Source organism: Microbacterium sp. CCNWLW134 (genome assembly GCF_037083565.1).
Classification (GTDB): Bacteria; Actinomycetota; Actinomycetes; order Actinomycetales; family Microbacteriaceae; genus Microbacterium.
In genome coordinates this window covers 122,070-147,591 of record NZ_JBAOJU010000001.1, presented here as the reverse complement: position 1 = coordinate 147,591, position 25,522 = coordinate 122,070, and the positions used below count along the sequence as shown (strand labels likewise).

33 protein-coding genes are annotated in these 25,522 nt (G+C 70.1%); 10 read left to right on the top strand and 23 right to left on the bottom strand.

Going from position 1 to position 25,522, the window contains the following annotated elements:
• Positions 1-41 precede the first annotated feature (41 nt).
• The 3 genes from sufU to V6S02_RS00710 are packed head-to-tail and all read right to left on the bottom strand — an operon-like array spanning position 42 to position 3,318.
• The gene (gene sufU / locus V6S02_RS00720; RefSeq protein ID WP_336399451.1) at positions 42-476 is read right to left on the bottom strand and encodes a Fe-S cluster assembly sulfur transfer protein SufU; all 435 of its coding nucleotides are present in this window, start codon (positions 474-476) and stop codon (positions 42-44) included.
• Positions 473-1,735, bottom strand: a complete 1,263-nt coding sequence (locus tag V6S02_RS00715) for an aminotransferase class V-fold PLP-dependent enzyme (protein WP_336399450.1) — start codon at positions 1,733-1,735, stop codon at positions 473-475. The genes sufU and V6S02_RS00715 overlap by 4 nt, the downstream gene beginning before the upstream one ends.
• 41 nt (positions 1,736-1,776) lie before the next feature.
• Positions 1,777-3,318, bottom strand: coding sequence for an MFS transporter (locus V6S02_RS00710; protein WP_336399449.1), 1,542 nt, complete (start codon positions 3,316-3,318; stop codon positions 1,777-1,779).
• A gap of 76 nt (positions 3,319-3,394) precedes the next feature.
• On the opposite strand from V6S02_RS00710, the gene V6S02_RS00705 reads away from it, so the two are divergent.
• From V6S02_RS00705 to V6S02_RS00695, 3 genes are all read left to right on the top strand, one after another.
• On the top strand, positions 3,395-3,931 hold the full coding sequence (locus V6S02_RS00705) for a MarR family winged helix-turn-helix transcriptional regulator (protein WP_124291665.1): 537 nt from the start codon (positions 3,395-3,397) through the stop codon (positions 3,929-3,931).
• A gap of 98 nt (positions 3,932-4,029) precedes the next feature.
• Complete coding sequence (locus tag V6S02_RS00700; protein WP_124291666.1) at positions 4,030-4,980, top strand: cystathionine beta-synthase; 951 nt, start codon at positions 4,030-4,032, stop codon at positions 4,978-4,980.
• Positions 4,977-6,143: a cystathionine gamma-synthase gene (locus tag V6S02_RS00695; protein WP_336399448.1), complete on the top strand. Its 1,167-nt coding sequence runs from the start codon at positions 4,977-4,979 to the stop codon at positions 6,141-6,143. The genes V6S02_RS00700 and V6S02_RS00695 overlap by 4 nt, the downstream gene beginning before the upstream one ends.
• A 1-nt stretch (position 6,144) precedes the next feature.
• On the opposite strand, the gene V6S02_RS00690 is transcribed toward V6S02_RS00695, so the two are convergent.
• The 8 genes from V6S02_RS00690 to V6S02_RS00655 all read right to left on the bottom strand — a co-directional run bounded on the left by V6S02_RS00690 (position 6,145) and on the right by V6S02_RS00655 (position 14,447).
• Positions 6,145-7,074 carry a sugar phosphate isomerase/epimerase family protein gene (locus V6S02_RS00690; protein WP_336399447.1) on the bottom strand — a complete coding sequence of 310 codons (930 nt, stop codon included), beginning with the start codon at positions 7,072-7,074 and terminating at the stop codon, positions 6,145-6,147.
• A complete protein-coding gene (locus V6S02_RS00685; RefSeq protein ID WP_336399446.1) occupies positions 7,074-7,856 on the bottom strand; it encodes an SDR family NAD(P)-dependent oxidoreductase in 783 nt (260 codons plus the stop codon). The genes V6S02_RS00690 and V6S02_RS00685 overlap by 1 nt, the downstream gene beginning before the upstream one ends.
• A gap of 70 nt (positions 7,857-7,926) precedes the next feature.
• Positions 7,927-8,934, bottom strand: a complete 1,008-nt coding sequence (locus tag V6S02_RS00680) for a sugar ABC transporter substrate-binding protein (RefSeq protein ID WP_336399445.1) — start codon at positions 8,932-8,934, stop codon at positions 7,927-7,929.
• A 73-nt stretch (positions 8,935-9,007) separates the two neighbouring features.
• Positions 9,008-9,997, bottom strand: coding sequence for an ABC transporter permease (locus V6S02_RS00675; RefSeq protein WP_336399444.1), 990 nt, complete (start codon positions 9,995-9,997; stop codon positions 9,008-9,010).
• A gap of 1 nt (position 9,998) precedes the next feature.
• Complete coding sequence (locus tag V6S02_RS00670) at positions 9,999-11,528, bottom strand: sugar ABC transporter ATP-binding protein (RefSeq protein WP_336399443.1); 1,530 nt, start codon at positions 11,526-11,528, stop codon at positions 9,999-10,001.
• Positions 11,529-11,533: 5 nt separating this feature from the next.
• Entirely contained in the window at positions 11,534-12,595 is a 1,062-nt protein-coding gene (locus V6S02_RS00665; protein WP_336399442.1) for a zinc-dependent alcohol dehydrogenase, read from the bottom strand.
• Between the two features lie 17 nt (positions 12,596-12,612).
• The gene (locus V6S02_RS00660) at positions 12,613-13,572 is read right to left on the bottom strand and encodes a transketolase family protein (protein ID WP_336399441.1); all 960 of its coding nucleotides are present in this window, start codon (positions 13,570-13,572) and stop codon (positions 12,613-12,615) included.
• Entirely contained in the window at positions 13,572-14,447 is an 876-nt protein-coding gene (locus V6S02_RS00655) for a transketolase (RefSeq protein WP_336399440.1), read from the bottom strand. Before V6S02_RS00655 ends, V6S02_RS00660 begins: the two co-directional genes overlap by 1 nt.
• Before the next feature lie 246 nt (positions 14,448-14,693).
• Between V6S02_RS00655 and V6S02_RS00650 the strand changes: the two genes are divergently transcribed.
• On the top strand, positions 14,694-16,190 hold the full coding sequence (locus V6S02_RS00650; protein ID WP_336399439.1) for an aldehyde dehydrogenase family protein: 1,497 nt from the start codon (positions 14,694-14,696) through the stop codon (positions 16,188-16,190).
• 84 nt (positions 16,191-16,274) lie between these two features.
• Positions 16,275-16,820 carry a MarR family winged helix-turn-helix transcriptional regulator gene (locus tag V6S02_RS00645; protein ID WP_336399438.1) on the top strand — a complete coding sequence of 182 codons (546 nt, stop codon included), beginning with the start codon at positions 16,275-16,277 and terminating at the stop codon, positions 16,818-16,820.
• 65 nt (positions 16,821-16,885) lie between these two features.
• On the opposite strand, the gene V6S02_RS00640 is transcribed toward V6S02_RS00645, so the two are convergent.
• The 7 genes from V6S02_RS00640 to V6S02_RS00610 form a co-directional block, all read right to left on the bottom strand.
• Positions 16,886-17,056 (bottom strand): CsbD family protein, encoded by a 171-nt coding sequence (locus tag V6S02_RS00640; RefSeq protein ID WP_124291668.1) that lies wholly within the window; start codon positions 17,054-17,056, stop codon positions 16,886-16,888.
• Between the two features lie 150 nt (positions 17,057-17,206).
• Positions 17,207-17,380, bottom strand: a complete 174-nt coding sequence (locus V6S02_RS00635) for a CsbD family protein (protein ID WP_124291669.1) — start codon at positions 17,378-17,380, stop codon at positions 17,207-17,209.
• A gap of 56 nt (positions 17,381-17,436) precedes the next feature.
• Positions 17,437-18,051: a hypothetical protein gene (locus tag V6S02_RS00630; RefSeq protein ID WP_124291670.1), complete on the bottom strand. Its 615-nt coding sequence runs from the start codon at positions 18,049-18,051 to the stop codon at positions 17,437-17,439.
• The gene (locus V6S02_RS00625) at positions 18,048-18,638 is read right to left on the bottom strand and encodes a DUF6286 domain-containing protein (RefSeq protein ID WP_336399437.1); all 591 of its coding nucleotides are present in this window, start codon (positions 18,636-18,638) and stop codon (positions 18,048-18,050) included. Before V6S02_RS00625 ends, V6S02_RS00630 begins: the two co-directional genes overlap by 4 nt.
• Positions 18,635-19,018 carry a hypothetical protein gene (locus V6S02_RS00620; RefSeq protein WP_336399436.1) on the bottom strand — a complete coding sequence of 128 codons (384 nt, stop codon included), beginning with the start codon at positions 19,016-19,018 and terminating at the stop codon, positions 18,635-18,637. Before V6S02_RS00620 ends, V6S02_RS00625 begins: the two co-directional genes overlap by 4 nt.
• On the bottom strand, positions 19,015-19,203 hold the full coding sequence (locus tag V6S02_RS00615) for a DUF2273 domain-containing protein (protein WP_124291673.1): 189 nt from the start codon (positions 19,201-19,203) through the stop codon (positions 19,015-19,017). Before V6S02_RS00615 ends, V6S02_RS00620 begins: the two co-directional genes overlap by 4 nt.
• Positions 19,200-19,688, bottom strand: coding sequence for an Asp23/Gls24 family envelope stress response protein (locus V6S02_RS00610; RefSeq protein ID WP_336399435.1), 489 nt, complete (start codon positions 19,686-19,688; stop codon positions 19,200-19,202). The genes V6S02_RS00615 and V6S02_RS00610 overlap by 4 nt, the downstream gene beginning before the upstream one ends.
• A 145-nt stretch (positions 19,689-19,833) precedes the next feature.
• Between V6S02_RS00610 and V6S02_RS00605 the strand changes: the two genes are divergently transcribed.
• The 3 genes from V6S02_RS00605 to V6S02_RS00595 are packed head-to-tail and all read left to right on the top strand — an operon-like array spanning position 19,834 to position 21,280.
• Positions 19,834-20,385 carry an RNA polymerase sigma factor gene (locus V6S02_RS00605; protein ID WP_336399434.1) on the top strand — a complete coding sequence of 184 codons (552 nt, stop codon included), beginning with the start codon at positions 19,834-19,836 and terminating at the stop codon, positions 20,383-20,385.
• Entirely contained in the window at positions 20,382-20,972 is a 591-nt protein-coding gene (locus tag V6S02_RS00600) for an Asp23/Gls24 family envelope stress response protein (RefSeq protein ID WP_336399433.1), read from the top strand. Before V6S02_RS00605 ends, V6S02_RS00600 begins: the two co-directional genes overlap by 4 nt.
• Entirely contained in the window at positions 20,969-21,280 is a 312-nt protein-coding gene (locus V6S02_RS00595; protein ID WP_124291676.1) for a hypothetical protein, read from the top strand. The genes V6S02_RS00600 and V6S02_RS00595 overlap by 4 nt, the downstream gene beginning before the upstream one ends.
• Here the strand turns inward: V6S02_RS00595 and V6S02_RS00590 are convergent.
• The 5 genes from V6S02_RS00590 to V6S02_RS00570 form a co-directional block, all read right to left on the bottom strand.
• Positions 21,229-21,441: a hypothetical protein gene (locus V6S02_RS00590; RefSeq protein ID WP_336399432.1), complete on the bottom strand. Its 213-nt coding sequence runs from the start codon at positions 21,439-21,441 to the stop codon at positions 21,229-21,231. The genes V6S02_RS00595 and V6S02_RS00590 overlap by 52 nt on opposite strands.
• The gene (locus V6S02_RS00585; RefSeq protein ID WP_336399431.1) at positions 21,438-21,716 is read right to left on the bottom strand and encodes a hypothetical protein; all 279 of its coding nucleotides are present in this window, start codon (positions 21,714-21,716) and stop codon (positions 21,438-21,440) included. The genes V6S02_RS00590 and V6S02_RS00585 overlap by 4 nt, the downstream gene beginning before the upstream one ends.
• Positions 21,717-21,799: 83 nt before the next feature.
• Positions 21,800-22,183 (bottom strand): PPOX class F420-dependent oxidoreductase, encoded by a 384-nt coding sequence (locus V6S02_RS00580; protein ID WP_124291678.1) that lies wholly within the window; start codon positions 22,181-22,183, stop codon positions 21,800-21,802.
• Entirely contained in the window at positions 22,180-22,482 is a 303-nt protein-coding gene (locus tag V6S02_RS00575; protein ID WP_336399430.1) for a hypothetical protein, read from the bottom strand. Before V6S02_RS00575 ends, V6S02_RS00580 begins: the two co-directional genes overlap by 4 nt.
• A 104-nt stretch (positions 22,483-22,586) precedes the next feature.
• Positions 22,587-23,036: a VanZ family protein gene (locus V6S02_RS00570; protein WP_164478112.1), complete on the bottom strand. Its 450-nt coding sequence runs from the start codon at positions 23,034-23,036 to the stop codon at positions 22,587-22,589.
• A 105-nt stretch (positions 23,037-23,141) separates the two neighbouring features.
• On the opposite strand from V6S02_RS00570, the gene V6S02_RS00565 reads away from it, so the two are divergent.
• Both V6S02_RS00565 and V6S02_RS00560 read left to right on the top strand, forming a co-directional pair.
• Positions 23,142-24,944, top strand: a complete 1,803-nt coding sequence (locus V6S02_RS00565) for a DUF4012 domain-containing protein (protein ID WP_336399429.1) — start codon at positions 23,142-23,144, stop codon at positions 24,942-24,944.
• Between the two features lie 9 nt (positions 24,945-24,953).
• On the top strand, positions 24,954-25,517 hold the full coding sequence (locus V6S02_RS00560) for a cell wall protein (RefSeq protein WP_336399428.1): 564 nt from the start codon (positions 24,954-24,956) through the stop codon (positions 25,515-25,517).
• The last annotated feature ends 5 nt before the right edge of the window (positions 25,518-25,522 follow it).

Below are 25,522 nucleotides of genomic sequence, written 5' to 3'. Positions count from 1 at the left end.
CGACCATCCGCGCCACTTCCGCGGCGCGCGGGCGGCCCCGGTCAGTCCGCGGTGGCCCGCAACAGGCACGCCTCGGCGGCGACCCAGCCGAGCATCGCGCACTTCACGCGCATGACGTAGCGGGCGACGCCCTGGAAGGCGGCGGCATCTTCGAGACGCTCGGGCGGCTCGACGCCCGGCGAGCGCAGCATGGTGCGGAAGTCCTCGATGAGCGCCCGCGCCGTGTCGACGTCGGCGCCCGTCAGCAGGCCTGACATCACCGACGCCGATGCCATGGAGATGCTGCAGCCCTGCCCCTCCCAGGCGAGCTCGCTCACGACTCCGTCCTCGACCGCGAGGCCGAGGGTGATCTCGTCGCCGCACGACGGGTTCAGCTCGTGATGGGTCACGGCGAAGCCCGCGACATCGCCTCGGCCCTCGGGGTGACGCGAGTGGTCGAGGATCACCTCGCGGTACAAGCTCTCGAGATCACTCATCGGTCGGCTCCGAAGAAGGGGCGCACCTCGGCGAGCGCGGCGGCGAAGCGCGCGACCTCGGCGGCGTCGGTATAGACGTAGGCGCTCGCGCGCGTGGTCGCCGCCACCCCGAGACGGCGGTGCAGGGGTTGGGCGCAGTGATGCCCGGTGCGCACCGTGATCCCCCGGTCGTCGAGGAACTGCCCGACGTCATGCGCGTGCACGCCGTCGACGACGAAGCTCACCAGCGGCCCCCGCGCGGCCCCGGCAGGCGCGCCGACCAGGCGCACGCCCGGCGTGCCGACGACCGCGTCGACCAGCAGACCGGTCATCTCGTGCTCATGGGCGGCGACAGCCGGCATCCCGATCGCCTGCAGGAAGTCGGATGCCGCAGCGAACCCGACCGCCTGGCTCACCGGCTGTGTGCCCGCCTCGAAGCGGGACGGGGCGGGGAGGAACTGCGCAGACTCCATCGTCACCGTGGTGATCGTCGACCCGCCGGTGCGGGCGGGCGGCAGCAGGTCGAGGAGGTCCTTGCGGCCCCACAGCGCGCCGATGCCGGTGGGACCCAGCATCTTGTGGGCCGAGAACGCCGCGAAGTCGACCCCGAGGGCGGAGAAGTCCACCGGATGATGCGGCACCGACTGACACGCATCGAGCACCGTCAGCGCACCCACGCGCTCGGCGAGGGCGACGACGTCGGCGACGGGGGCGACCATGCCGGTGACATTGGAGACGTGGGCGAAGGCGATGACCCGGGTGCGCGGGGTGACCACGGCCGCGAGCGCATCGACGTTCCAGAGACCGTCATCGTCCGTCGCCGCCCACCGGAGGGTCGCACCGGTTCGTGCCGCGAGGCGCTGCCAGGGGATGAGGTTGGCGTGATGCTCGGCCTCGGTGACGACGATCTCGTCGCCGGGCCCGAGGCCGAACCGGGCCCGGGCGTCGTCGCCGCCGAGGCCCAGCGCGGCATCCGACATGCCCAGAGACACCATGTTGATCGAATCGGTGGCGTTCTCGGTCCACACGATCTCATCGGCCGCCGCCCCCACGAACGAGGCGACCCGCGCGCGGGCGTCTTCGAACGCCTGGGTCGCCGCCCCGGTCGCCATGCTCGAGCCCCGATGGACCGCGGCGTAATCGGCGGCCACGAACGTCGCCTCGGCGTCGATCACCTGCCGCGGGCGCTGCGAGGTCGCCGCGGAGTCGAGGTACGCGCGACCGGGATGCGCGGCGAGGAAGGGGAAGTCGTCGCGCACGCGAGTCGGGATGGTGTTCATCACCCTCCAGTCTCTCGCGGATCGACGCGGCGCGCTCCCGGTCAGGCGGTCGTGGTCGACCGCCGCCGCGGCGGCACGAGGGCGATGCAGACGACGGCGGTCGCGGCCAGCACCGCCGCGGCGACCCAGGATGCCGACCCGAGGCCGATCGCGAAGGCATCGCGCGCAGCCTCGGCGATGGCGTCGCCTGCCGGGCCGAAGGCCTCGGAGGCCCCGATCGCCGCACCGGCCCCCGACTCGATCACCTCCTGGGCCGGCTCGGGCACCCCGTCGAGCACGCCGGCGATCTCGTCGCGATAGCTCGACAGCAGCACGCTGGAGAGCACCGCGATGCCGAGCACCCCACCGACCTCGCGGGTGATGTCGTTCACCGCGCTCGCGATCGACCGACGCTCGGCGGGCAAGCCCTCGATGATCAGCTCGGTGCCCGGGGTGATGCCCATTCCGAACCCGACCCCGAAGACGGCCAGCGCGACGGCGAGCACCCAGATCGAGGCGTCCGTTCCCTCGGCGAGCGTCACGGCGGCCCCGGCGAAGCCGGCCGCCATCAGCACGAGGCCGAGCGCGCCCGGCGTCCCCTGCCCGAACCGCTTGGCCAACGCCACCGATCCGCCGATTCCCGCCCCCACTCCCACCGGAATGACCAGCAGCGACAGCGCCGCCCCGAGAGGAGTGAACTCCTGCACGAGCTGGAGGTACTGCGGCGCCAGAACGAAGAGACCGAGCGAGGCGAAGAACTGGGCGGTGACGATGAGAGACCCGGCCGACAGGCCGCGACTGCGGAACAGTCGCACGTCGAGCGACGGATGCTTCGCCCGCAGCTGATGCACGATGAACGCGCCGACACCGAGGATGCCGACGACGAGCGCCGCGAGCACCAGCGCGTCGTCCCACCCCCGCTTGGGCCCCTCGATGACGGCGAAGACGATGCCGGTGAGCGCGAGAACCGACCAGAGCGCCGCGAGCGGGTCGGCCGACAGGCGCGGGTTGCGGTTCTGCGCCACGAGGATCACCGACGGGATGACGAGAAGCAGCGCCACCCCGCCGAAGAGAAGCTGCACACTCCCCCACCAGAACCACTCCAGGAGCACCCCCGCGACGATCGTCCCGCCGACAGCGCCGGCCGAACTCACCCCCGACCACACGGCGATGGCGAAGGTCCGCCGCTCGGGCGGATAGGCGTCGACGAGCGCCGACAGGGTCACCGGGAAGATGGCGGCGGCGCCCGCCCCCGAGATTGCACGGAGGGCGATGAACCAGGCGGGATCGGGCGCGAAGGCCGAAGCGACGGATGCCGCGCCGAAGACGGCCAAGCCGACGATGATGACCGTCCGCCGACCGATCTTGTCCGCCAACAACCCCGCCGTCAGCAGGAACGCGGCGAAGGTGAGCGCGTAGGCGTCGATGATCCAGGTCAACTCCGACTGATCGGCCTCGAGGTCGGTCGCGATGTCCGGAAGAGCGATCGCGAGGGCGGAGTTCCCCGCGACGACGAGTGCGAGCGCGACGCACAGGCTGATGAGAAGGCCCCGCAGCCGCCCCTCGTACGAGGTGCGGGGCGTGGTGACGCTCTGAGCGGACATGACTTTCCCTTCGGATTCGGAATGATTCGGTTTCCATATTCTTCCGATTCCGCAGAGTTGTCAATAGACTCGGGATATGGCCTCCGCCCCCTCCGACGACCACGCCCAGCCCGACGACTACGACGACATCGAGCACCTGGAACGCGGACGCACCGACGCCCACGAGGTGAGCTGGGCGCTGCGCGACCTCAATCGCGCGACGGCGGATGTGGAGCGGGCACTCGCGGAGCACATGCACCTGCGCCCCATGGACTACGACGCCATCGGACACCTCATGGAATCCGAGCGCTCGCCGCTCGGCACCCTCGAGCTGGCCGCACGCCTGCGCATCAGCCCGGGGTCGGCGACCGAGCTGGTCGACCGCCTCGAGCGGGCGGGTCACGTCGCCCGGGAGCGCAGCCCGCGCGATCGCCGCCGGGTTCAGCTGACGGTGCAGCCGCAGGCGGTCGACCAGGTGATCGGAGGGCTCACACCGCTGTTCCGCACCCTCGACGATCTCGCCGACGAGTACTCCGAGGAGCAGCAGCGGGCGATCGCCGACTACCTCCGGCGGGCCGCCGCGCACACCCGCACGTTCATGGCGGGCCTGGATGCTGATAACCTCCCTTCGTGACCCTGACGTGTCGTTGTTGTGAGTGAGCGCCCCTCGGCGCGCCTTCGACGACCACTCACCTCCGGTTGCCACGAGCAGCCCTTACTCAGGAACACACCGTGCGCTACGCCTCCCACGTCGCCGACCTCGTCGGCCACACTCCCCTCGTCCGCCTGAACCGCGTCGTCGCTGATGTCAAGCCGACCGTGCTGGCGAAGGTCGAGTACTTCAACCCCGGCGGATCGGTCAAGGACCGCATCGCGCGTCGCATGATCGACGCCGCCGAAGAGAGCGGCCAGCTCCAGCCCGGCGGCACGATCGTCGAGGCCACGAGCGGCAACACCGGCGTGGGCCTGGCCCTCGTCGCCCTTCAGCGCGGGTACCGCATGATCTTCGTGGTGCCCGAGAAGTTCTCCGGCGAGAAGACCGCGGTCCTCCGGGCCTACGGCGCCGAGATCGTCACCGTTCCGACGAACGTGCCGCCGGATCATCCCGACTCCTACTATTCGGTCAGCGACCGGCTGGCCGAGGAGATCCCGGGGGCGTTCAAGCCCAACCAGTTCGCCAACATCAACGGGCCGCTCTCGCACTACGAGACCACCGGCCCGGAGATCTGGGACGACACCGAGGGCCGGGTCACCCACCTCGTCGCGGGCATCGGCACCGGGGGCACGATCACCGGCACGGGCAAGTATCTGAAGGATGTCTCCGACGGCCGCGTCACGGTCATCGGCGCCGACCCCGAGGGCTCGATCTACTCCGGCGGCCCGGTGCACGGCTACCTCGTCGAGGGCGTGGGCGAGGACTTCTGGCCCACCACCTTCGATCCGAACGTGGTCGACCGCTATGAGCGGGTGGATGACCGCGAGTCGTTCGAGATGACCCGGCGCCTGGCGCGCGAGGAGGGCCTCCTCGTCGGAGGATCGTGCGGGATGGCGGTCGTCGCCGCCCTTCGCACCGCACGCGATCTCGGCGAGGACGACGTGGTCGTCGTCATCCTTCCCGACTCCGGCCGCGGCTACATCAGCAAGATCTTCGATGACGAATGGATGACGAGGAACCTGCCGTGAGCGTCGACAAGAGCACCCACCGCTTCGACAGCCTCGCCGTCCACGCCGGTCAGGAGTTCGACCCCACCACCGGAGCGGTGATCCCCCCGGTGCATTTCTCCACCACCTTCGCGCAGGACGGCATCGGCGGGCTCCGCCAGGGCTACGAGTACGGCCGGAGCGGCAACCCGACCCGCACGGCCCTACAGCGTCAGCTCGCGGCCCTCGAGGGCGGCGCCCACGCCTTCTCGTTCTCGTCGGGCCTTTCCGCCGAAGACGCGCTGCTGCGCGCGACACTGAAGCCCGGCGACAGCGTGCTGCTCGGCAACGACGTCTACGGCGGCACCCACCGGCTGCTGGCCCGTGTGCTGGCGCCGTGGGGTGTGCAGATGCGCACGGTCGAGATGTCCGACGCCGCGGCGGTCCGCTCCGCCCTCGCCGAGCGCCCCGCGCAGCTGGTGTGGGTCGAGACGCCGTCGAACCCCCTGCTGAAGATCACCGACATCGCCGAGCTCGCCGCGATCGGGCACGAGGCCGGAGCGCTCGTCGTCGTCGACAACACCTTCGCCACCCCAGCGCTGCAGCGTCCCCTCGCCCTCGGCGCCGACGTCGTCGTCCACTCGGTGACGAAGTACCTCGGCGGGCACTCCGATGTCGTCGGCGGCGCGCTCGTGCTCGATGACGACGAGCTCGCCGAGAAGATCGGGTTCCTCCAGTTCGCCGTCGGCGCGGTCTCGGGGCCGATGGACGCGTGGCTGGCCTCACGGGGTATCAAGACCCTCGGAATCCGGATGGCACGCCACAGCGCCAACGCGGCCGCGATCGCCGCCTTCCTCCGAGACCACTCCCACGTTGCGCACGTGTACTACCCCGGGCTGGAAGACCATCCCGGTCATGCCATCGCGGCGCGTCAGATGTCGGACTTCGGCGGCATCGTCTCGGTCGCCTTCGAGTCGGGCGAACTCGCCCGCCGGTTCGCGGAGTCGACGGCGCTCTTCCAGCTCGCCGAGTCGCTCGGCGGCGTGGAGTCGCTCGTGAACTACCCCGACGCGATGACCCACGCCTCGGTGCGGGGTACCGACGCGGCCGTGCCGGTCGAGGTCGTGCGCCTGTCGGTGGGGATCGAAGACCCCGCCGACCTCATCGCCGACATCGAGCAGGCGCTGCGCGCCGCGACCCGCTGAGTCAGACCATCGCCCCGCGGGCGAGGCGGATCTCACGCCGGCCGGCCGTGCTCACCGCCCATCCCGACCGGATGACGCGCAGGGCGTCGCGCATGAGCTCGACCCCGTCGCCATACGGGGCGCGCCAGATCGCCAGCATGTCGGCGACCGGTTCGGCGAGCACCGTGCGCGAGAACGCCTCCACCCCGAACCTGCCGCGGTACCCGTCGTCGAGCGCCTGCCGGACGATCTGCGGAATGTCGACAGCCCCGCCCGAGAGCGCGCCGCGCCCCGACTGACCCAGCTCGAGGTACGACAGGCGCGGCAGCGCGAGACGGATCGCGCCCTCGAGGTCTGACTCCTCCACCGCCATATGGAAGGTGTCGAGGTGGATGCGGAGGTTCTCCGACCCGCTCGCCTCGGCGAACCGCATCGCCTGCGCGGCGGTGTTCACCATCGAGGTCTCGTAGCGGTTGAGCACCTCGAAGGTCATGACGATCCCGAGATCGGCCGCCTCGTCGGCGACCTGTCCGACCAGTCGCGCGGCCTCGTCGACGCGCTGCCGAGGCACGGGAGCCCCCGGCGAGCCGAAGAGCCCGTAGGGGACGCCGTTCATCTGGTCGCCCCCGAGCTCGGCGGTCAGCCGCAGCGCCCGGCGGAGCGCGGCGACGCCCGCGGCACGTTCGTCCAGGTCTGGCGAGGAGACATCGGCACCGGGAGCCTGCCCGGCGATGGTGATCGGCGAGACCTCCCAGCGCTCGAAGGCGTCCCTCATTCTGCGGGCGTCGGTCGCGGCCGGGTCGAGCGGCGGAAGCACAACCCGGTGGATTCCGAGATCGACGAGGGCGGGCAGCGCCTGCTCCAGGCTCTCGGGCGAGGCGTCGGCGACCACCACGTTCAGGTGGCACGCCACGTCGAGGGTCATCGGGATGTCGGCGGCGTGGGCGGTCATCAGAACACCGGGAGGTCCAGCCGCTGCTTGAACACCGAGTAGCCGTCGTCGACGTGCACCACCGTGCCGTTGATGACGTTGGCCTCGTTCGAGGCCAGGAAGGCCACGACGTCGGCGATCTCCGACGGCTGGGTCATCGTGTTGCGCAGCTGCTCCGAGGCGAACACCGTCTTCAGTTCGTCGCTGAACTGGTTGATGATCGCCGTCCCCACCCTTCCGGGCGTGATCGCTACGACCCGGATGTTGTGCTCGGCCAGTTCGTACGCCGCCGAGCGGGTGAAGGAGATCACCGCGGCCTTGGCGGCGCTGTAGCTGAAGGCCAGCTCGGCGGCCTGCTCGCCGTAGATCGAGGAGGTGTTGATGATGACCCCGCCGGTCCCCTGGTCGCGGAACTGGCGGGCCGCGGCGAGGATGCCGTAGTAGACGCCGTCCTGATCGACCCGGATCATCGGCACGTAGTCCTTCGCCGGGTCGTGGTCCAGGAGCGGGGTGCCGCCGGCGATGCCGGCGTTGTTGAAGATGACGTCGAGCTTGCCGAAGGTCGACACTGCGGTGGCGACCATCTGCTCGACCTCGGCGAACTCCGAGACGTCGACCCGGCACGCGGCGGTCATGCCGGGGTGGCCGGCGGCCTCCACCTCGGCGACGGCCCGCTCGGCCGCCTCGAGGGAGATGTCGGCGATGAGCACCTTCGCGCCCTCGCGGACGAACTTGTCGACGGTGGCGCGGCCGATGCCGCTCGCGCCGCCGGTGATGACGGCGACCTTGCCTTCCAGGCGCATGGATACTTCCTTTCCGTGGTGGCCTCGGGGGCGGGCCCCGAGAGAAGAGCCCGCCCCCGAGGAGATCGCGTCAACCGAGCTGGTCGGACGGGGTGATGTCGTCGGCGTTCTCGGGGGTGACCAGCGTCGTGGCCTCCTCCTCGAAGTTGTTCGACGGCGCCGAACCCGACGAACGCCACTGGGCGATCGCCTCCAGGACGGCGTCGTTGATCAGCGGCCAGGGCTGTTCGACCGTGGCGGTCATCGTGCCGGCCTTCACCGCCGCGATCGCCTCGCTCGTGGCATCCACGCCCGTGACGGCGACGTCGGCGCCGGCTTCGGTGACGGCCTGCACGGCACCCAAGGCCGCGTCATCCCAGCCGACCCAGACGGCGTCGAGGCCGTCGGGGTTGGCCGACAGGTAGTCGGCGACCAGGGCCAGGGCCTCGGTGCGACCGGTGGCCGGCGAGACGACCTGCTGGATCTCCCCACCCGCGAGCGTGGCCCCGGCGGCTTCGACCGCTTCGGCCGCGAGCGCGGCACGGGTGCGGATGCCGGCGTGCGGGTCGTGTCCGATCACCATGATGTTCTTGCCCTCGAGCCCGCCGATGGCGTCGGAGATCGCGCCCATGGTCTGGTCGACGATGCCCTGCTGATCCGTGGTGATGTTCAGCGCATAGGCGTCGGTGGGCTCCACGCCGGCGTCGATCGCGAACATCGGGATGCCGGCGTCCTTGACCGCGGTCACGATCGAGCCGATGGAGGCGACGTCGGTGTAGCCGTTGTAGACGAGGTCGGCGCCCTGTCCGATCGCGCTCTCGACGGCGGGGTTCATCTTCTGGAAGTCGAAGTCGCCCTGCACCATCGTGAGCTCCCAGCCGAGCTCGGCGGCCTGCGCCTCGACCTCCTTGACCCACCAGGCGCCGATGGGCGTCTGGTTGCCGGAGGTGAAGGCCACGACGCGCAGCGGCTCGTCACCACCGCCGCCGCCGCCGGCGTCACCTCCGCCTCCGTCCGAGCCGGAGCCACCGGCGCATCCGGCGAGCGCGAGGGCGCTGGCCACGGCGAGGACTGCGAATGCCCTGATTCTGTTACGCACTTCTCTACTCCTTTGTGATGGTTGCGTTTTTCTTGGTGCCCCGGCGCGGGTGTCGCCGGGCTGATGAGAACGCCTAGCGTTCTCGGTTCTTGAACGAGCTGAGGGTGACCGCGGCGATGATGATGATGCCGGTGACCACCTGCTGCACGTAGGCGTTCACGCCCAGGATGTTCAGGCCGTTGCTCATGACGCCGATGATCGCGACGCCGACCATGGTGCCGACGATGTTGGCGGCACCCGAGCGGACGATCGTCATGCCGAGGAACACGGCGGCGACCGAGAACATGAGGTTGTCTTCGCCCTGGATGGCGCTGGCGCTACCCAACCGCGCGGCCAGGAGCACTCCGCCGATGGCGGCGACGAGACCGGCCGCCGAGAAGGCGAGGAATCGTGCCCGCTTGACGTTCACGCCCGACAGGCGCGAGACCTCGGCGTTGCCGCCGATCGCGTACCAGCGACGACCGAGCGTGGTGTAGCGCAGGATGAACCACAGCACCGCCGAGATCGCGATGGCGATGAACACCGGCAGCGGAATCTCGAGGAACCGTCCCTGGCCGAGGGCGTTGAACTCCGGAGGCAGGTTGAACAGCGTCGTCCCCTGCGTCACGAGGAAGGCCAGGCCGATGACGGAGGTCATCGTCGCCAGTGTCGCCACGAACGCCGAGAGATTGAGGAACGCCACCAGCGCCCCGTTGATCATGCCGATGAGCAGCCCGACGAACAGCGCGATCGCGATGGCCGGCATGACCGGTACGCCCTGGAGCATGAGGGATGCCGCGACCGCGCCGGACAGCGCCGAGGTCGCCGCGACCGAGAGGTCGAAGTCGCCGACGACCATGACGAGGGTCTGTGCGCCGGCGATGATCGCCAGGATCGAGACCTGATAGAGGATGTTGCGGACGTTGGTGAAGGTCAGGAAGACATCGGGCCGCATGGCGAAGAAGAAGACGACCAGGAGCACGAGGGCGACGACGGTGCCGCCCTGCATGAGCCGGGTGCCGACGTTGCGGGCGTGACCCGCCACCATCACCGCGCCGGTGCGCTCTTTTTCCGTGGTGGTCATGTCAGACCGCCTTTCCGTAGCAGTAGGACAGGAGGATCTCGTCGTCGGCGCCCTCAGCCGGGACCTCTCCCGAGACGCGACCCTCGTGGAGGATGATGATGCGGTCGCTCATCCCGATGAGTTCCGGGAGTTCGGAACTCACCGCGATGACGGCGGTGCCCTGAGCGGCGAGCTGACGGATGAGCCGGTAGATCTCCGCCTTCGTCCCGACGTCGATGCCGCGGGTGGGTTCGTCCATCAGAAGCACCCGTGGGCTGCGGGCGAGCATCTTGGCGAGCACGACCTTCTGCTGATTGCCGCCGGAGAGCTCACCGACGTGCTGTCGTGGGCTGCGGGCCTTGATCCGGAGGTCGGCGATGCCGCGCTTGGCGATGTCGGCGACGCGGTTCCCGGCGACATAGCCGGCGGAGCTGACGGTGCCGAGATTCGCCAGGGTGATGTTGTCCTGGATCGATGCGCCGAGGATCACTCCCTGGCTGCGGCGCTCCTCGGGGACGAGGGCGATGCCCGCCTCGAGAGCGCGCCCGACCCCGCCCCGGCGAGGCAGGATCGTCTCGCCGACGGCGATCTCGCCGGCGGTGTGGCGCTGTGCACCGGCGATGAGACGCAGGAGCTCGCTGCGTCCCGAGCCCGCGAGACCGCCGATCCCCAGCACCTCCCCGGCGTGCAGGGTGAACGACACGTCCGACACGCGGCGGCCGCTGAGTCTCTCCACGGTCATCACCGGGGTGTCGGTCGTCGTCCCCCGATCGGGGTAGAGGGCATCGGGGGAACGCCCCACCATGAGGGAGATGACCTCGTCGATGTGAGACTCGGCGACCGGCTTGGTGATGATGGTCTCGCCGTTGCGCATGATCGTCAGCCGGTCGCAGAGCTCGAACACCTCCTCGAGGCGGTGGGAGACGTAGACGATCGACACCCCCTCGTCGCGCAGCGACCGGAGCACCGCGAAGAGGTCGCGGATCTCGGTGTCGGTGAGCGAGGCAGTCGGCTCGTCGAGGATCAGCACCCGCGCATCGGTGGCGAGCGCCCGGGCGAAGGCGACCATGGTCTGCTGCACGGGCGAGAGCTCGCCGGCGAGCTTGCCGAGCGGGATCTTCTGGTTGATGCGCTGGAGCTGCTCCTTCGCACGCCGGCGCAGGTGCGCCCAGCGCACCACACCCGCCATGCTCGGGGTCTCCTCCCCCAGCAGGATGTTCTCGGCGACGCTGATGGAGGGGACGATCGAGAGCTCCTGGTAGAGGGCCACGATGCCCGCGCGATTGGCCGCGCGGACGCTGGCGAACTCCACCTCCTCGCCGTTGAGCCGGATCGAACCCGCGTCGGGCTCATGGATGCCGGTGATGATCTTGATGAGGGTCGATTTGCCCGCGCCGTTCTCGCCGAGCAGGGCGTGGATCTCGCCGGGGCGCACCTCCAGTCGCGCGCCATCGAGGGCGTGCACGCCCTCGAAGCGCTTGACGATCCCCTCGACCTGGAGGGTCGGTGTCGGGGTTCCCACCGCCTGCGGACGTTCTTCCACGGTCGTCATGCTCCTCAGCTCCCGTCGGGGATGTCGTTGCACCGGATGAGGACCTTCGGGTGACGTCCACTCAGGTGATCTGCGAAGGCGGCGACCGCGTCGTCGAGGTCGTAGACCGCCCGAAGGAAATCGTCGAGCCGCAGGTGCGGAAGCAGCTGCACGGCGCGCGGGAAGGCGTAGGGCGAGACGAACACACCGGTGAGGGTGAGCTCCTTGAGGTAGAGGTACGACGAGAGGTTCAGCGGCAGCTCGTAGTCGGCCGGATACATCGCGCCGTAGATCACGGTGGCCCCGTGCGCAGCGAGATCCAGCAGCCCCGGTACGGCCCGGGTCGAGCCCGACGCGTCGACGACGACGTCGAAGCCTCTGCCCCCGGTGATCTTCTCCGCCCGGGCGGCCTGGTCTTCGGCGAGCGGATCGATCACGTGATCCGCACCGCCGCGGAGGGCCATCTCACGCCGCTCGGCGATCGGCTCGATCATCGTCAGCGAGGTCGCCCCGTGCAGCTTCAGCACCTGCAGCGCCAGCTGGCCGATGGGACCGCCACCGCAGATCACGACGCGGTCGCCGACGCGCAGGCGGGTCTTGTCGGCGATGCGCACGGCTACCGAGACGGGCTCGAGCAGCGCACCCTGGCGGAGGTTCACCTCGCCGGGCAGTCGGTAGACCTGGGATTCGTGCCAGGTGACGGTCTCGGCCATGCCGGGCCGGTTGTACTCCTGGATGAACTCGCAGAACTGCTGGCGACGGTCCCGACATGGCAGGCAGGTGCCGCAGAACCGGAGGAAGTTGCCCGCCACCCGGTCGCCGACCTCCAGGCCCGTGCGATGCGCTCGCTCGCCGAGCGCCTCGACGACGCCGGAGATCTCGTGACCGAGCCCGATGGGCACCTCGGTGCCGAAGTAGCCCTCGGCGACGTGGGGATCCGACCCGCAGATGCCGGCGTAGGCGACCCTGATGCGGACGTCCTCGGGTCCCAACGGCTGCGCGGGGAAATCCGCGAGACCGATGAGCCCGCGCTCGTCGGCGTCTTCGGCCCGGAGGTCTCCCACGCGGGTGACGGCGACCGTCTTCATGGTGGCGTCCTTCCGCCTCAGGCCGCGTGCGCGCGGCGGATGGCCGCGACGGTCGCGGCGAGCCCGTACCCGTGCTTGTCGCGCAGCTGCTCGTCCTCGCCGAAGCCGGCGTAGACCTGCGGGATGCCCAGCCGCTCGAAGGCGGTCAGGTGCAGGCGGCGATCGGCGATGACGTCGGCGATCCGGCTGGCGAGACCGCCGTACGCGAGGTGGTCCTCGAGCACGACGAAGCGCCCGTCCGTGCGCTCGGCGGAATCGAGGATGAGCTCCTCGTCGATGGGCTTCAGCGTGAACATGTCCACGACCCGCACCGAGATCCCCGCCTCGGCGGCCTGGTCGGCGGCGGCGAGCGCCTGCGCGACGGTGGTGCCGTGGGTGAACAGGGTGAGGTCGGTGCCCTCGCGGGCGATGATGCCCTTGCCGATCCGGATGTCGTGCTGGCCGGGCTCGTAGAGGACCATGTCCTTCTTGCCGACCGCGAGGCGGATGTAGAGGGGCCCCGTCATGCTCATCGACTGACGGATGATCTCGCCGACCATCAGGGGGTCGCCGATCGAGGTCACCGTCATGTTCGTCAGTGCCGACATCAGCGCGAGGTCTTCGACGGCGTAGTGCGTCGAGCCGCCGTTTCCGACGAGACCGCCGTGGGTGCCGATGATCTTCACCGGGAGGTTGGGGTAGCAGATGTCGGTGCGGATCTGCTCGAGCGCCCGCATGCTGAGGAAGGGGAGCATGCCGGAGACGACGGGGATGTTTCCGTCGTAGGCGAGGCCCGCCGCGATCCCGACGCAGGCCTGCTCGGCGAGGCCGACGTCGATGAAACGGTCGGGGAAGCGGTCGCGGAACTCCACGAGGGTGGCCCCGATGTCGGGGGTGAGGACGAAGAGGTTCTCCCGGTCCTCCCCCAACTCCGCGAGGGTCGAGCCGATGACGGATCGGGCTCCGAGGAATTCCCCGAAGGTGAAGGTGACGGGCATCAGACACTCTCCTTCGCGCGGGATGCATCGAGCGCGGCGAGCGCCCGCTCCAGGTCGGCGGCGCCGAGCGAACCGGCGTGCCAGGCGAGGTTGTGCTCCATGAAGTCGACGCCCTTGCCCTTGACGGTGTTGCAGATGACCACGGTCGGCACATCGCTGGCGGGGTCGGGGAGCGCATCGATCGCTGCGACGAGCTCGGCCATGTCGTGACCGTCGACCTCGACGACGTTCCAGCCGAACGCGCGCCATTTGTCGGGATACGGCTCGAACATCACCCGCTCCTCGGCGAAGCTCGTCATGAGCTGCTTGTTGCGGTCGATGAAGGCCACGAGGTTCCCCAGGCGATTGCTGCGCGCCGCCATCACCGCCTCCCACACCGATCCCTCGCCGGTCTCACCGTCACCCAGGAGGGTCACCACACGGTGCGTCTCGCCCCGGTGACGGGCGCCCAGCGCCATCCCGACCGCCAGCGGCAGTCCGTGACCCAGCGAGCCGGTGGAGCACTCGACGCCCGGCAGCTGCACCTTGCACGGGTGCATGCCGTAGGCGCTGTCGAGCTGGCCGTAGGTGGCGACGATGTCGTCGTATTCGAAGAAGCCGCGGATGGCCATGGCGATGTACATGCAGACCGCCGCGTGGCCCTTGCTGAGCACGAAGCGGTCGCGTTCGGGCTCAGCGATGTCGGACGGGTCCACCCGCAGTCCGTAGCTGAAGAGCACGGTCAGGATGTCCGCGGCGGAGAGATCCCCGCCGATGTGGACGGCGCCCTCGTAGGTGCCGCACAGCTGCAGGAGCTTCGATCGCAGCTCGAACGCGAGGTCTTCCAGCTCAGCCACGCTGCGCTCTCGACCGGCTGTCAGGGTCGGCGAACTCACCACATGCCTCCTCATTGAATGACACGGTGTCGATCAGTCGTTGTCGATCAGTCGGCCCTCGTCGGCCGTCTGCGATCCCTCTGCGGGGAGGGATGTCGGCGAAGCTATCACCGACTCATTTACAAGTAAAGAGGGATGCACGTAAACTCGCTGCACGGGTCATCACTCCGGCGACGGCCCGCACGTTCGCCGGCTCATGGACAATGGCCCGGGAACGAAGAACCCACAGAGAGGTGAGTTTCAGCCATGACAGATGTGATGACGTCGGCAGGAGTGTCGACGGGCTTGTTCATCGGCGGGGAGGAGCGGTTCACGGACGACGTGCTGACCGTGGCCGACCCGGCGAAGCCGGGAGCGACGGTCGGCACGGCCGCCGCCGCCTCGGTCCAGGATGTCGCCGATGCCGTCGCGGCGGCGAAGTCGGCGTTCCCCGCGTGGGCAGCGATGGGAGCCGAGGAGCGTGCCCGTCTGATGGCCGAGGCGATCGCCGGCATCGCCGACGACCGTGACGCCGACGCGGCGATCCTCTCCCAGGAGAACGGGAAGATCCGCTTCGAGGCGTGGGTGGACGCCCTCGTGTTCGAGATCCGGTGGAACCTCGCCCTCATGCTCGCCGGCGAGGTCGACAAGGGCCACACCCTCCCTGTGGTGCCGGGCGCGATTCCGGTGAACACCGAGGTCGCCTACCAGCCCCTCGGGGTCGTGACCGTGATCGTGCCCTTCAACTGGCCGATCGCGATCCTGGGCGCCGCCCTGCCGCATGCTCTCCTCGCGGGCAACACCGCGATCGTGAAGCCTCCGCCCTCGGCGCCGCTGGCGACCACCCGTGTCGTCCAGCGTGTGGCCGAGAAGCTGCCGCCGGGTGTGCTGAACGTGATCACCGGCAAAGACGAGAACATGGCGGGCCTCATCCAGAACCCCGACATCGCCAAGGTCTGCTTCACCGGCAGCGTCAACGGCGGCAAGCGGATCATGGAGATGGCGTCGAAGACCCTCACCCGCGTGACACTCGAGCTCGGAGGCAACGACGCGGCGGTGTTCCTCGAGGACGCCATCCTCGACGACACCCACCTCGACCGCCTCTACGCCGCGATCTTCGACACGACCGGCCAGATCTGCATGAATGCCAAGCGCGTGTTCGTCCACCGCTCGCGGATGGACGAACTCGTCGCCGGGCTGTCGGCCCGTCTCGAGAAGGCCGTCATCGGCTACGGCCTCGATGAGGGCACCACGATGGGGCCGCTGCACCAGTCGGCGCAGAAGGCGTTCGTCGAGGAGATCATCCAGGAGGCCAAGGACGCAGGCGCCGACGTCCGCGAGTTCGGGCAGCTGCCCGGCGGCGACCTCGCCGGCGGCAACTTCCTGCGCCCGGCGATCGTCGTCGACCCCGACCCGCAACTGCGCGTGGTCACGCAGGAGCAGTTCGGACCCGTCATCCCGATCCTCCCCTTCGACAGCGAGGAGGAGGCCGTGCGCCTGGCCAACGACACCTGGGGCGGGCTGTGCGGATCGGTCTGGACCAGCGACCCGACGTCGGCGCAGCGCGTGGGCTCGCAGCTGGTCTGCGGCTACGTCTGGGTCAACGACCATGGCGCGACGCGGCTCGACCTGCGCGCACCGTTCGGCGGCATGAAGCAGTCCGGCTTCGGCCGGGAGCAGGGGATCGAAGGGGTGCGGGCGTTCCAGGACACCCGCTCCATCGCTACCATCGACCCCGAAGCGCTCGCCGGAATGGCTCACTGATCGACACGCAGCGGGATCCGGTCCACGAGGACCGGATCCCGTCGCGAACGACCCCGCGCTCCGGCGCCGACGAAGGGACCCCCGATGACCTCCGCTCCGATCGCCGACACCGACGCGGCGGTGACCAGCGACATCGTCGCCGATCCGCTCGAGACGGTCATCGACCCCGACGAGTTCACCCCGCGCCTCCTCGCTCTGCTGTCCAATGCGCTGGTCTACCGTGAGTCCCACGAACTCAGGCGCCAGTTCAAGCTCGGCACGAACGAATGGCGGGTCATCTCCGCACTGTCGATGCGGCCCGGCATGTCAGCGACCGAGGTGTGCGAGTTCCTGGGGATGAACAAGTCCGTCGTGTCGCGCTCGGTGACGAGGCTGCAGCTGCGCAAGCTCATCGTCCTCAGCGACGGTCCGCGCGGCTCCCGCCCGCTCTACCTCACCCGCGCCGGGGCGGAGATGCACGACAAGATGCTTCCAGTGTCTCTGCGCGGTCAGGAGATCATCACCGAGGGGCTCGGGGCGACCGAGGTCGCCGCCCTCAACGAGGTGTTGCGGGGTATGCTCGCGCGGATCCGCAGCGACGCCGCCCTCCAGGGTGCCCCCGGCTCGCCGAGTCAGTACCCGATCGACTGACCAGAGGCGAAACGGCCCCGGCATCCGCAAGGGATGCCGGGGCCGTCGTGTCGTAGGAGGACGTCTTACTTGAAGGCGTCCTTGACGTTCTCGCCGGCCTGCTTGACGTTGGCCTTGGTCTGGTCGCGCTCGCCTTCTGCCTCGAGACGCTCGTTGTCGGTGGCCTTGCCGAAGGCCTCCTTGGCCTTGCCCGTGGCTTCTTCGGCGGCGTTCTTGATCTTGTCGTCGAGTCCCATGATGGTTCTCCTTTCGATCGGCTGTCGTCGACGCTACGCCGACCGGCGTGAACGGGAAGGGACTTGCCAAGCCGTTGCGGGTGCGTTACACCGCGGAAAAGGTGAACGCCCCGACCGCTGTGGGACGGTCGGGGCGTTCGAGGGGCCGGCTTACTTCTTGAAGGCGTCCTTGACGTCTTCGCCGGCCTGCTTCATGTTCGCCTTGGACTGGTCGGCCTTGCCCTCGGCAGCGAGCTTGTCGTTGTCGGTCGCGTTGCCGATGACCTCCTTGGCCTTCCCGGCGATCTCCTGCGCGGCGTTCTTGATCTTGTCGTCGAGTCCCATGGGGGTCTCCTTTCTGTGTGTGTTTCTTCGGATGGGAGGGAACGTGAGGGGCCGGCTCAGGCGAGTCGGCGGTGGTCTGCGGCGAGCTTGGCCCGCAATCCCGAGTGCACCGAGATGTACGTGGGGATCTGCTGCCCGGTGACGATGGCGAGATTCGCCACGAGCCGATCGACGTCTTCGGCCAGCGCCCGCGGATCGGTGTTCTGGCGGGGCGTGACCGCCACGTGCATGACCGGCTGCCGACGAATGTCGGCGGCCGACACCGACACCGACAGCACGTCGGGCCTGGTCGACAGTGCGTTCTTGAGCGCGTCGGAGGCGAACCCCTCCCGCACGACCACGCGGCCGAGAGGCGTCTCGGACGCAGCCGATCGCAACACCACTCGGGAGCGCCCGCCTCCCACGCGGGTGAGGAGGAAGATCAGCAGGGCGACGGCGAGGACGATCACGGCGACCCCGCCGACGGCGACCCACGAGGCCGTGGTGGCACCGATGGCGGTGGCCTCCGCTGCACCCGCGAGCCAGGAGTCGCCGGCCCCGGTCGCCGCCGACCACGCGTCCCGCGCGGGGTTCCAGGCGGTGGCGAGGACGGCTACGGCACCCAGAGCGATGAGCACGAGGCCCACCACGAACAGCACGACGCGGTTCAGCACGCGATTGGTGTCGTTCATCGGAAATCGTCCTCCTGTCGGGCCTGCTCGATACGCGCCCGGACCTTGACCCGGGGCACCAGGCGGTAGGCGTCCAGCGCTTCGGTGGCGGCACGGCGAACGCTCTCGCGCTCGATCTCCACCCCGGGATCGGGACGAACGGTCACGTCGACCGTGCGGTGCGCGACCCCGACGGTCACCCGGTCGCGGGCGACACCGGAATCGGCGCTGACCTTCTGGGCGACCGCTGCGGCGATCACGCCGTTGTCGACGACGACGGCGCGCTCGGAACCGTCGAAGGCGAGCTCGTGCTTGGACAGCCGTCCCGGGGTCACCGCCAGGATGACGAACACCAGGCCGAGGATGGCCACGATGACGCCGCCGACGATGACCAGCGGGGTGGGCTGGTCGCCGGGAAGGGCCACCAGCCACTGCGCGATCGCCCCCGGTGCGGCCACGAGCGCCGGCTGCGCGAGCAGCGACAGCACCAGTTCCACACCGACGTAGATCAGAGCGAGGATCAGCAGGATGACCGCGACGAACATCGCCACGGTGCGCGGCGAGTGCGTCTCACGACGCACGACGCGCGACAGCGCCCGATCGGTCATCTCACTCTCCTTCGTTCGGGGGTCACCGCTCCGGTGACCGTGATGTCGATTCGTGTGATGTCCCGGCCGGTGAGGCGTGACAGGCGCTCCTGCAGGTGTTCCTGCAGAGCCCTGCTGCGCTCGATCACTCCGGGCATGGCCCGGACGGCATCGGGATCATCGAGAGGGGGTACGGGGAGGGGTGTCGCCAGGCGCACGGCCAGACCGCCGCGGTATCCGGCGACCTCCGCCCTGAGGGCATCGCGTTCGATCCCGATCAGTTCGGCGGAGGCCGCCCGTACCACCTTGGTGAAGACGCGCTCCGTGACGTCGACCCGGCCGGCGGGGGTGGCCGTCTGCCGGCCGCCCACCGCCTGTCCCACCGAGTCGGCCAGGGTCATGACGTCCGCCTCCCGCTGAATGCTCCGGCGACGGCCCGGAGGTCGAGCTGGCCCGAGGCCACGCGCGCGACCCCCGCGCCGATCGCCATGAACAGGGCGACGAGGAGGAATCCCCAGAACCCGAACAGCAGAGCGGCGAAGGCGAGCACCGCCCCGACGAGTACTCCGGTCATCGTGGCACTCATGAGACGCGCGACTCCTCGGCGCTGTCGTCGTCGTCACCGGGCAGGTGCACGTCGTTGACCTCGACGTTGACCTCGACGACCTCGAGTCCGACCAGGCGCGTGATGGCGCCGGCGACGGCGGTGCGGACGTTGGAGGCGACCTCCTGGATGGGCGCCGGGTACTCCACCACGATGGTGAGGTCGGCGGCAGCCTGGGTCTCACCAACCTCGACCTTCACGCCCTGCGTGAGGTCGGTGGCGTTGATGGCGTCGCGGATCGCACCGAAGGCACGCGAGGCTCCGCCGCCGAGGGCGTAGACGCCCGAGACCTCGCGAGCGGCGATGCCGGCCACCTTGGCGACCACGTTGTCCGCGATCACGGTGCGACCGCCGGCGGAGCTGTCCGCGCCCGTCAGAGAGCTCGAGACGGAGCGGTCGACGCGCGACGCGACCTTGGGCGCGGCGGGGGCGGCGGGGGTGGTGGGGTTCTGGTCCGAAGTGGCCATGAGAAGTCCTTTCACTATCTGATCGTTCCGGGGTGCGCAAGAGCATGCGCTCCGGCACCGAAGCAGTACGTTCGCTTCAGAGATAAGAGGGTCGTCGGAGCGGATTCGTCACGAATTCGTCGCAAGATTTTTCTGAGAGGTCGCTGTGAGCCAAGCGCTCGTCGAGGTGTCCGACGCGATGCTCGTCGCGCGCTCGCTCGACCAGGACACCGTCGCCTTCGGCGAGCTGGTGCGTCGCCACTCGGGACTCATGCGCGCCTACGTCATCCGGATGGTCGGATCGCGCAGTGAAGCCGACGACGTGGTGCAGGAGGCGTTCGTCACCGCGTGGCGCCAGCTGCCGAGCCTGCGCGACCACTCGGCCGTGCGGGCCTGGCTCATGCGGATCGCCAGCCGCGAGGCATCCGCGTACCTCCGCCGGCGCCCGAGGGACGCCGACATCGCCGATTTCGACGCACCGCGAAGCGCCGACACTCAGCCCGAGAATGTCGCGATGCGCCACGCGCAGCTGACCGCGCTGTCGGCAGCGCTCGACACACTGCCCTCCGATCAGCGACGATGTTGGCTACTGCGTGAGGTCGCCGAGCTCAGTTACGACGAGATCGCCGACGAGATGCAGATGCCGGTGAGTACCGTGCGGGGCACCCTCGCCCGTGCGAGAGCGCGGATCACCGCGCAGATGGAGGGATGGCGATGAGCGAGGACGATCGGGTGGTTCTCGACTGCGGGAAGACGATCGAGGAACTGAGCGAGTACCTCGATGCCGACCGCGCGCCCTACGACGCCGACATCGAGACGTGCCCCGAGTGCCTCAACGCCCTCGACGCGCTCGCGCGCGTCGGGGCGCTCTCGCGCGACCTCGTCGCCGACGACGCCTCACGCCTCCCCCCACCCCCGGACAGCTGGTTCGACGCCCTCTTCGCCACGATCCAGGCCGAGCTGAAGGCGGGGCGGAGCTTCCCGATCCACCACCCCGACCCGCGGGTGAAGATCACGGTCTCGGAGGGGGCGGTGCGCACGCTGCTGCGGGCGACCGGCGACGCCCTGGACGGCGTGGTGGTGGGCCGGACGCAGATCGTCGGCGACGCCGAGATCCCCGGCGCCCCCGTGGAGATCAACATCAGCGCCTCGGTGGCCTACGGTGAGCCCTTCGCCACTGTGGCGGGCACCCTCCGTTCCCTCGTCTACGACGCCCTCACCCGCCACACCGAGCTGAACGTCGCCGCCGTCAACGTCACGGTGGATGATGTGCACGGGAGCCGTTCCTCGAAGGAGAAGCGATGAGCACACCTCTCACCAGCACCGGGCTCTCGCCGATCGTCCGCGGCGTCGCGGGCGTCACCGACGCGTACTCGCCGAGACCCGCTCTCACCCAAGTCGCCGACATGGCCACCGCCGCCCTGCGCGGCGCCGCGGTTCCGCCACCCGAGGTCGTCGTCGAGACCGCGGGCGACGTGGTGTCGGTGTCGACGCGGATCGCGGTCGACCGGGCGGCGAGCGCCGCGGATGTCGCGCGGGGCGTGGCCGACGCGCTGCTGGATCAGCTTCCGGACGGAGCCACGGTGTCGGTGGACGTCGGACGCATCAGCTGAGCATCCTCCTCGACCACCCGAGGGGCGAGGTCGGGAAGGAACACCAGCCCGCACGCCGGACAGCGGTACCCCCGGCGGATGTCACGGAGCGCCGTGCCGCATTCCGGACACGCCGGCTGGGCGAGCGCGTCGAGGCCGTCCAGGTCGTCGCGAGCGGTCATCGCGGCACCGGACGCCGACCCCAGTCGGCGATCGCCCCACCGCCGGGCCCGTGGGCGCGCAGGTACGCGCGGTGGATCTGCTCGCACGCCAGTCGCAGGGTGGTCGACCATCCCAGGATCTCGCCGCGATACATCGCCCGGTACCGCACGTCCGCACCGTTCATCACCCGTCGAATCTCCACCGTTCCGTATTCGTCGCCGGCCGGATCGACCATCCGCCACGTTCCGGTCGGGCCCTCGACCGCGGCGAGGATCGGGTTCCATCCTTCGGCCATGGGAGTCCTCTCTCCGGCCGATGACCACAGGGTACTCCGACGCGCCGACACCGCCCAGTGGCGGTCGCCGGTGCGCTGCGCGGTCAGCGGGACAGGAGCCCTGACGAGGCGAGGAATCGGTCGGGATCGATCCGGATGACCACCCGTCGCGGATTCTCCCGGGGCGTCCGGTAGCGCTCGGCATAGAGACGCTCGGCCCATCGCACCGCGTCGGGGTCGCGCTCGATGCGCGCGGAGCCGGCGATGCTCAGCCATCGTGCGCCCTCGACCTGAGCGACCGTGGCGCGGGCGTCGCGCTCGACGTTGCGCACCTTCTGCGTCCCCTCGGTGGTGATCACGCGCACGACACCGTCGACGAGGGTGAACCCCACCGCCACGACGTGGATCCCGCCGTGCGGCCCGATGGTGGAGAGGGTGGCCAGATGCCGGTCGGCGACGAACCGCTCTCCCTCGGGGCTGAGACTCACGAGGCGGGCCCGAGGTAGCGGCGGAGGGTGACCTCGACGGTCGAGAACGCCCGGCGGATCCGCACCTGCGAGACGCCGAGCGCGAGAAGCGACCGCGCCGTGTCGGGGTCGAGACGCTGATCCTTCACCGGCTCCCACCCGCGCATGCCGTGGTATTCGGCGATGATCTTCGGGGTCGCGTCGACAGCCCCCAGCTTCTTCCGCCGGTAGACCGCGGTCGCGCCGTCCGGCGCACCGGCGGACGGACGCGACGAGGTCGAGGTTCGCCGCCGCCGAGGCGGCTCATCGACGTCGGACATGGGTCTCCTCACTTCGCCCGCAGCTTCGGGTGATGCGGACCTTCGTCATTGTGCTCCTGCCCCCGAGGGGGCCGCCAATCGAATCGCCCGCTGTAACGAGATGTTCACGGTTCATGCGCCGGAATACGTCGAGGACGACGGCGGCGGCGTTCGAGAACGGTCACGATCCCCCAGCCCACGAGACCGCCGAGAGTGTTGGCCACGACGTCGCGGAGCGTGGCGGTGCGTTCGGGAAGGAGGAGCTGTCCGCCCTCCACGAAGAGGGTGGTGGCGAGGATCACCGGGAGCATCAGCGGGCGCTCGGCGCGAAGGATCAGCGCCAGCAGCACCCCGAGCGGCACGAAGAGCAGGATGTTGGCACTGAACTCGATCACGTCGTACGTCAGCCACGGAAGCGCCCTCGTGAGCCCGCGCAGCAACGGGCCCGCTCCCCGATCGACCGGGGTCGGCCAGAAGGCGATCACGAGGAGGGCGAGTCCGTACGCGCCCAGCAGGAGAACCGCACCGAGGCGCGGGGCGCGGGGGCGAACAGGAGACGTCGGATGTGCGGTCACGCGGTCCCTTCGGGTCCGGCGCCGCGACCCTGCCGCGCGATGATGGGTGCGAGCATACCCCCTCGTGGACCGGTGCGCGCGGACAAGACCGCTTAGGGTGATCGGGTGAGCGAATCGGCCAACCCCCGCGCCCTCCGCCAGGCCGGCACCGTCTTCGCCTGGGTCGTCGCCGCCTTCCTCATCGCGCTGGTCTTCCTCGCCGGCTGGGTGGGGGTGCGCGGGTTCCTCGCCTCCCAGCACCTCATCGACGCGCAGGCGACGGCCACCGCGGTGCGCGAAGACCTGACCGACCCGGCGCTCGCGTCCGCGGCGATCGCCGATGTCGCGGCCGACACCGCCGCCGCCCGTGCTCTCACCTCCGACCCGCTCTGGCAGGTCGCCGAAGCCCTTCCCTGGGCGGGGCCGCAGCTGTCGGCGGTCTCGACCGTCGCGGCCGCCGTCGACGACGTCGCGGGGTCGGCCCTGGCTCCTCTCGCCGATGTCGCGAGCGGGTTCGACCTCGCCGCCCTCCGTCCCCAGGACGGCAGGATCGATCTGGCACCGTTCACCGACATCCGAGAGGCCGCCGCCACCGGCGCCGCATCGATCGGCGGCGCAGCCGAGGCGGTCGCCGCGATCGACCGGGCCCCCCTGATCCGCCCGCTGCGCGAGGCCGTCGACGAGGTCGGCGCCCTCCTCGACGAGACCGAGACCGCCACCGGCGCGCTGACCCGCGCGGCGACCCTGCTGCCGGCGATGCTCGGCGCCGATGGACCGCGGTCCTACCTCGTGCTGTTCCAGAACAACGCCGAGTGGCGCTCGCTCGGTGGCATCCCGGGCGCGACCGCGCTCGTGCGCACGGACGGCGGAGCGATCTCGCTGGCCGAGCAGGCGTCATCCTCCGACTTCCCCCGCTACGACGAATCGGTGCTGCCGCTCGGCTCGGATGTCGAGGGGATCTTCTCGGCACGACCCGGACGATTCATCCAGAACGTCACCCAGATCCCCGACTTCGCCGTCTCCGGCGCCCTCGCCCGCGAGATGTGGGCGCGTGAGCGCGGCGGCGAGCAGGTCGACGGGGTGATCGCGATCGATCCCGTGGCGCTGTCGTATCTCCTCGCCGCCACCGGGCCTGTGACCCTCCCCACCGGCGACGTGATCACGGCGGAGAACGCGGTGCCGCTGCTGCTGAACGAGGTGTACTTCCGCTACGAGGACCCCGCCGACCAGGACGCCTTCTTCGCCGCCGCGGCAGCCTCGGTCTTCAGCGCGCTCACGGCGGGCGGCACCGACCCCACCGCGCTCGTGGACGCTCTGACGCGTGCGGGCGACGAGCGACGGCTGCTGCTGTGGAGCGCCCGCGAGGACGAGCAGGCCCTCCTCGCCGGCACGTCCCTCGCGGGGCCCCTGCCCGAGACCGATGACGACATCGCCCGGTTCGGGGTCTACCTCAACGACGGTACGGGCTCGAAGATGGACTACTACGTCAGCGCGACTCCCACCCTCACCTGGGACTCCTGCGTCACCGGGGGCTCCGCGGCCTCGCCCACGGCGTCGGGCACGGCCACCCTCACCGTCACGCTGACCAACAACGCGCCCGCCGACGCGGCCACCTCGCTCCCCCGCTACATCACCGGCGGCGGCGCGTTCGACGTCGATCCCGGCATCGCGCGGACCGTCGGCTACGTGTACCTGCCCGAGGGCTTCGAGCTGCAGGATGCCACCATCACCGGCGACGTCGGATTCGGCGGCGGCACCCACGACGGGCGGCGGGTGCTGAGCTTCGCCGTCGACGTGGCACCCGGGGCATCGGCGACGGCGACGGTCACGGTCACCGCCCCGGAGGGCTCGGCTCCGCAACTGGAGCTGGTGTCAACCCCCACGCTGGTTTCGCCTCCCGACCTCGTCGCCGTCTGCGAGCCCGCCTAGACTCGAGGCGTGTCCCGCCGCTCCCCCCGCGTCGCGCTCATCGCCCTCCTGGCGATGGCGGCTGTCGGCGCGCCGGGCGCCGCGCACGCGGCATCCCCTGCCGACGCCTCATCGATCTACCCGCCCTCGGGGTCGTGCACGACGAGCCCCGCGACCGTCGAGCCGGGCGGGGGCTTCGCCTTCCAGTGCGCGCCGGCGACATTCTCCAGCGCCGAGCAGGTGACCATCACCGTCACCGGCGAGAACGGCGCCGGTGCCGACATCGGCATGGTCCGCTTCGCCATCACCACCGCCAGCGGCACGACGACCTCGGCCGACGATGGTTCGATCGCCCCGGTGCGCATCACCCTCCCGCAGAACGCCTCGGGCACGTACAACATCGCCGCGGTGTCGTCGACCTCGGCGGGCAGCACGGCCGCGGTGACGGTGACCGCTCCGGACGGGGCGCTCCCGGTCTCGGGGATGGATTCCGGCTCGCTCATCGGCCTCTTCGTCGGCGGTGGTGCGCTGGTGCTGGCCGGCGTCGCCCTCGCCGCGGCAGCGCTCCTCCGACGCGGGCGCGCGCGCCGATAGGGTCG

Excerpts from the sequence above, each read along its gene's own strand:
- V6S02_RS00705 (WP_124291665.1), top strand. The coding sequence starts at position 3,395 with ATGGCCTCCGCCCCCTCCGACGACCACGCCCAGCCCGACGACTACGAC.
- V6S02_RS00715 (WP_336399450.1), bottom strand. The coding sequence starts at position 1,735 with ATGAACACCATCCCGACTCGCGTGCGCGACGACTTCCCCTTCCTCGCC.
- V6S02_RS00690 (WP_336399447.1), bottom strand. The coding sequence starts at position 7,074 with ATGACCGCCCACGCCGCCGACATCCCGATGACCCTCGACGTGGCGTGC.
- V6S02_RS00645 (WP_336399438.1), top strand. The coding sequence starts at position 16,275 with ATGACCTCCGCTCCGATCGCCGACACCGACGCGGCGGTGACCAGCGAC.
- V6S02_RS00575 (WP_336399430.1), bottom strand. The coding sequence starts at position 22,482 with ATGTCCGACGTCGATGAGCCGCCTCGGCGGCGGCGAACCTCGACCTCG.
- V6S02_RS00585 (WP_336399431.1), bottom strand. The coding sequence starts at position 21,716 with ATGGCCGAAGGATGGAACCCGATCCTCGCCGCGGTCGAGGGCCCGACC.
- V6S02_RS00590 (WP_336399432.1), bottom strand. The coding sequence starts at position 21,441 with ATGACCGCTCGCGACGACCTGGACGGCCTCGACGCGCTCGCCCAGCCG.
- V6S02_RS00670 (WP_336399443.1), bottom strand. The coding sequence starts at position 11,528 with ATGACGACCGTGGAAGAACGTCCGCAGGCGGTGGGAACCCCGACACCG.
- V6S02_RS00650 (WP_336399439.1), top strand. The coding sequence starts at position 14,694 with ATGACAGATGTGATGACGTCGGCAGGAGTGTCGACGGGCTTGTTCATC.
- V6S02_RS00595 (WP_124291676.1), top strand. The coding sequence starts at position 20,969 with ATGAGCACACCTCTCACCAGCACCGGGCTCTCGCCGATCGTCCGCGGC.
- V6S02_RS00630 (WP_124291670.1), bottom strand. The coding sequence starts at position 18,051 with ATGAACGACACCAATCGCGTGCTGAACCGCGTCGTGCTGTTCGTGGTG.
- V6S02_RS00615 (WP_124291673.1), bottom strand. The coding sequence starts at position 19,203 with ATGAGTGCCACGATGACCGGAGTACTCGTCGGGGCGGTGCTCGCCTTC.
- V6S02_RS00660 (WP_336399441.1), bottom strand. The coding sequence starts at position 13,572 with ATGCCCGTCACCTTCACCTTCGGGGAATTCCTCGGAGCCCGATCCGTC.
- sufU (WP_336399451.1), bottom strand. The coding sequence starts at position 476 with ATGAGTGATCTCGAGAGCTTGTACCGCGAGGTGATCCTCGACCACTCG.
- V6S02_RS00610 (WP_336399435.1), bottom strand. The coding sequence starts at position 19,688 with ATGGCCACTTCGGACCAGAACCCCACCACCCCCGCCGCCCCCGCCGCG.
- V6S02_RS00600 (WP_336399433.1), top strand. The coding sequence starts at position 20,382 with ATGAGCGAGGACGATCGGGTGGTTCTCGACTGCGGGAAGACGATCGAG.
- V6S02_RS00635 (WP_124291669.1), bottom strand. The coding sequence starts at position 17,380 with ATGGGACTCGACGACAAGATCAAGAACGCCGCGCAGGAGATCGCCGGG.
- V6S02_RS00620 (WP_336399436.1), bottom strand. The coding sequence starts at position 19,018 with ATGACCCTGGCCGACTCGGTGGGACAGGCGGTGGGCGGCCGGCAGACG.
- V6S02_RS00625 (WP_336399437.1), bottom strand. The coding sequence starts at position 18,638 with ATGACCGATCGGGCGCTGTCGCGCGTCGTGCGTCGTGAGACGCACTCG.
- V6S02_RS00710 (WP_336399449.1), bottom strand. The coding sequence starts at position 3,318 with ATGTCCGCTCAGAGCGTCACCACGCCCCGCACCTCGTACGAGGGGCGG.
- V6S02_RS00675 (WP_336399444.1), bottom strand. The coding sequence starts at position 9,997 with ATGACCACCACGGAAAAAGAGCGCACCGGCGCGGTGATGGTGGCGGGT.
- V6S02_RS00640 (WP_124291668.1), bottom strand. The coding sequence starts at position 17,056 with ATGGGACTCGACGACAAGATCAAGAACGCCGCCGAAGAAGCCACGGGC.
- V6S02_RS00665 (WP_336399442.1), bottom strand. The coding sequence starts at position 12,595 with ATGAAGACGGTCGCCGTCACCCGCGTGGGAGACCTCCGGGCCGAAGAC.
- V6S02_RS00685 (WP_336399446.1), bottom strand. The coding sequence starts at position 7,856 with ATGCGCCTGGAAGGCAAGGTCGCCGTCATCACCGGCGGCGCGAGCGGC.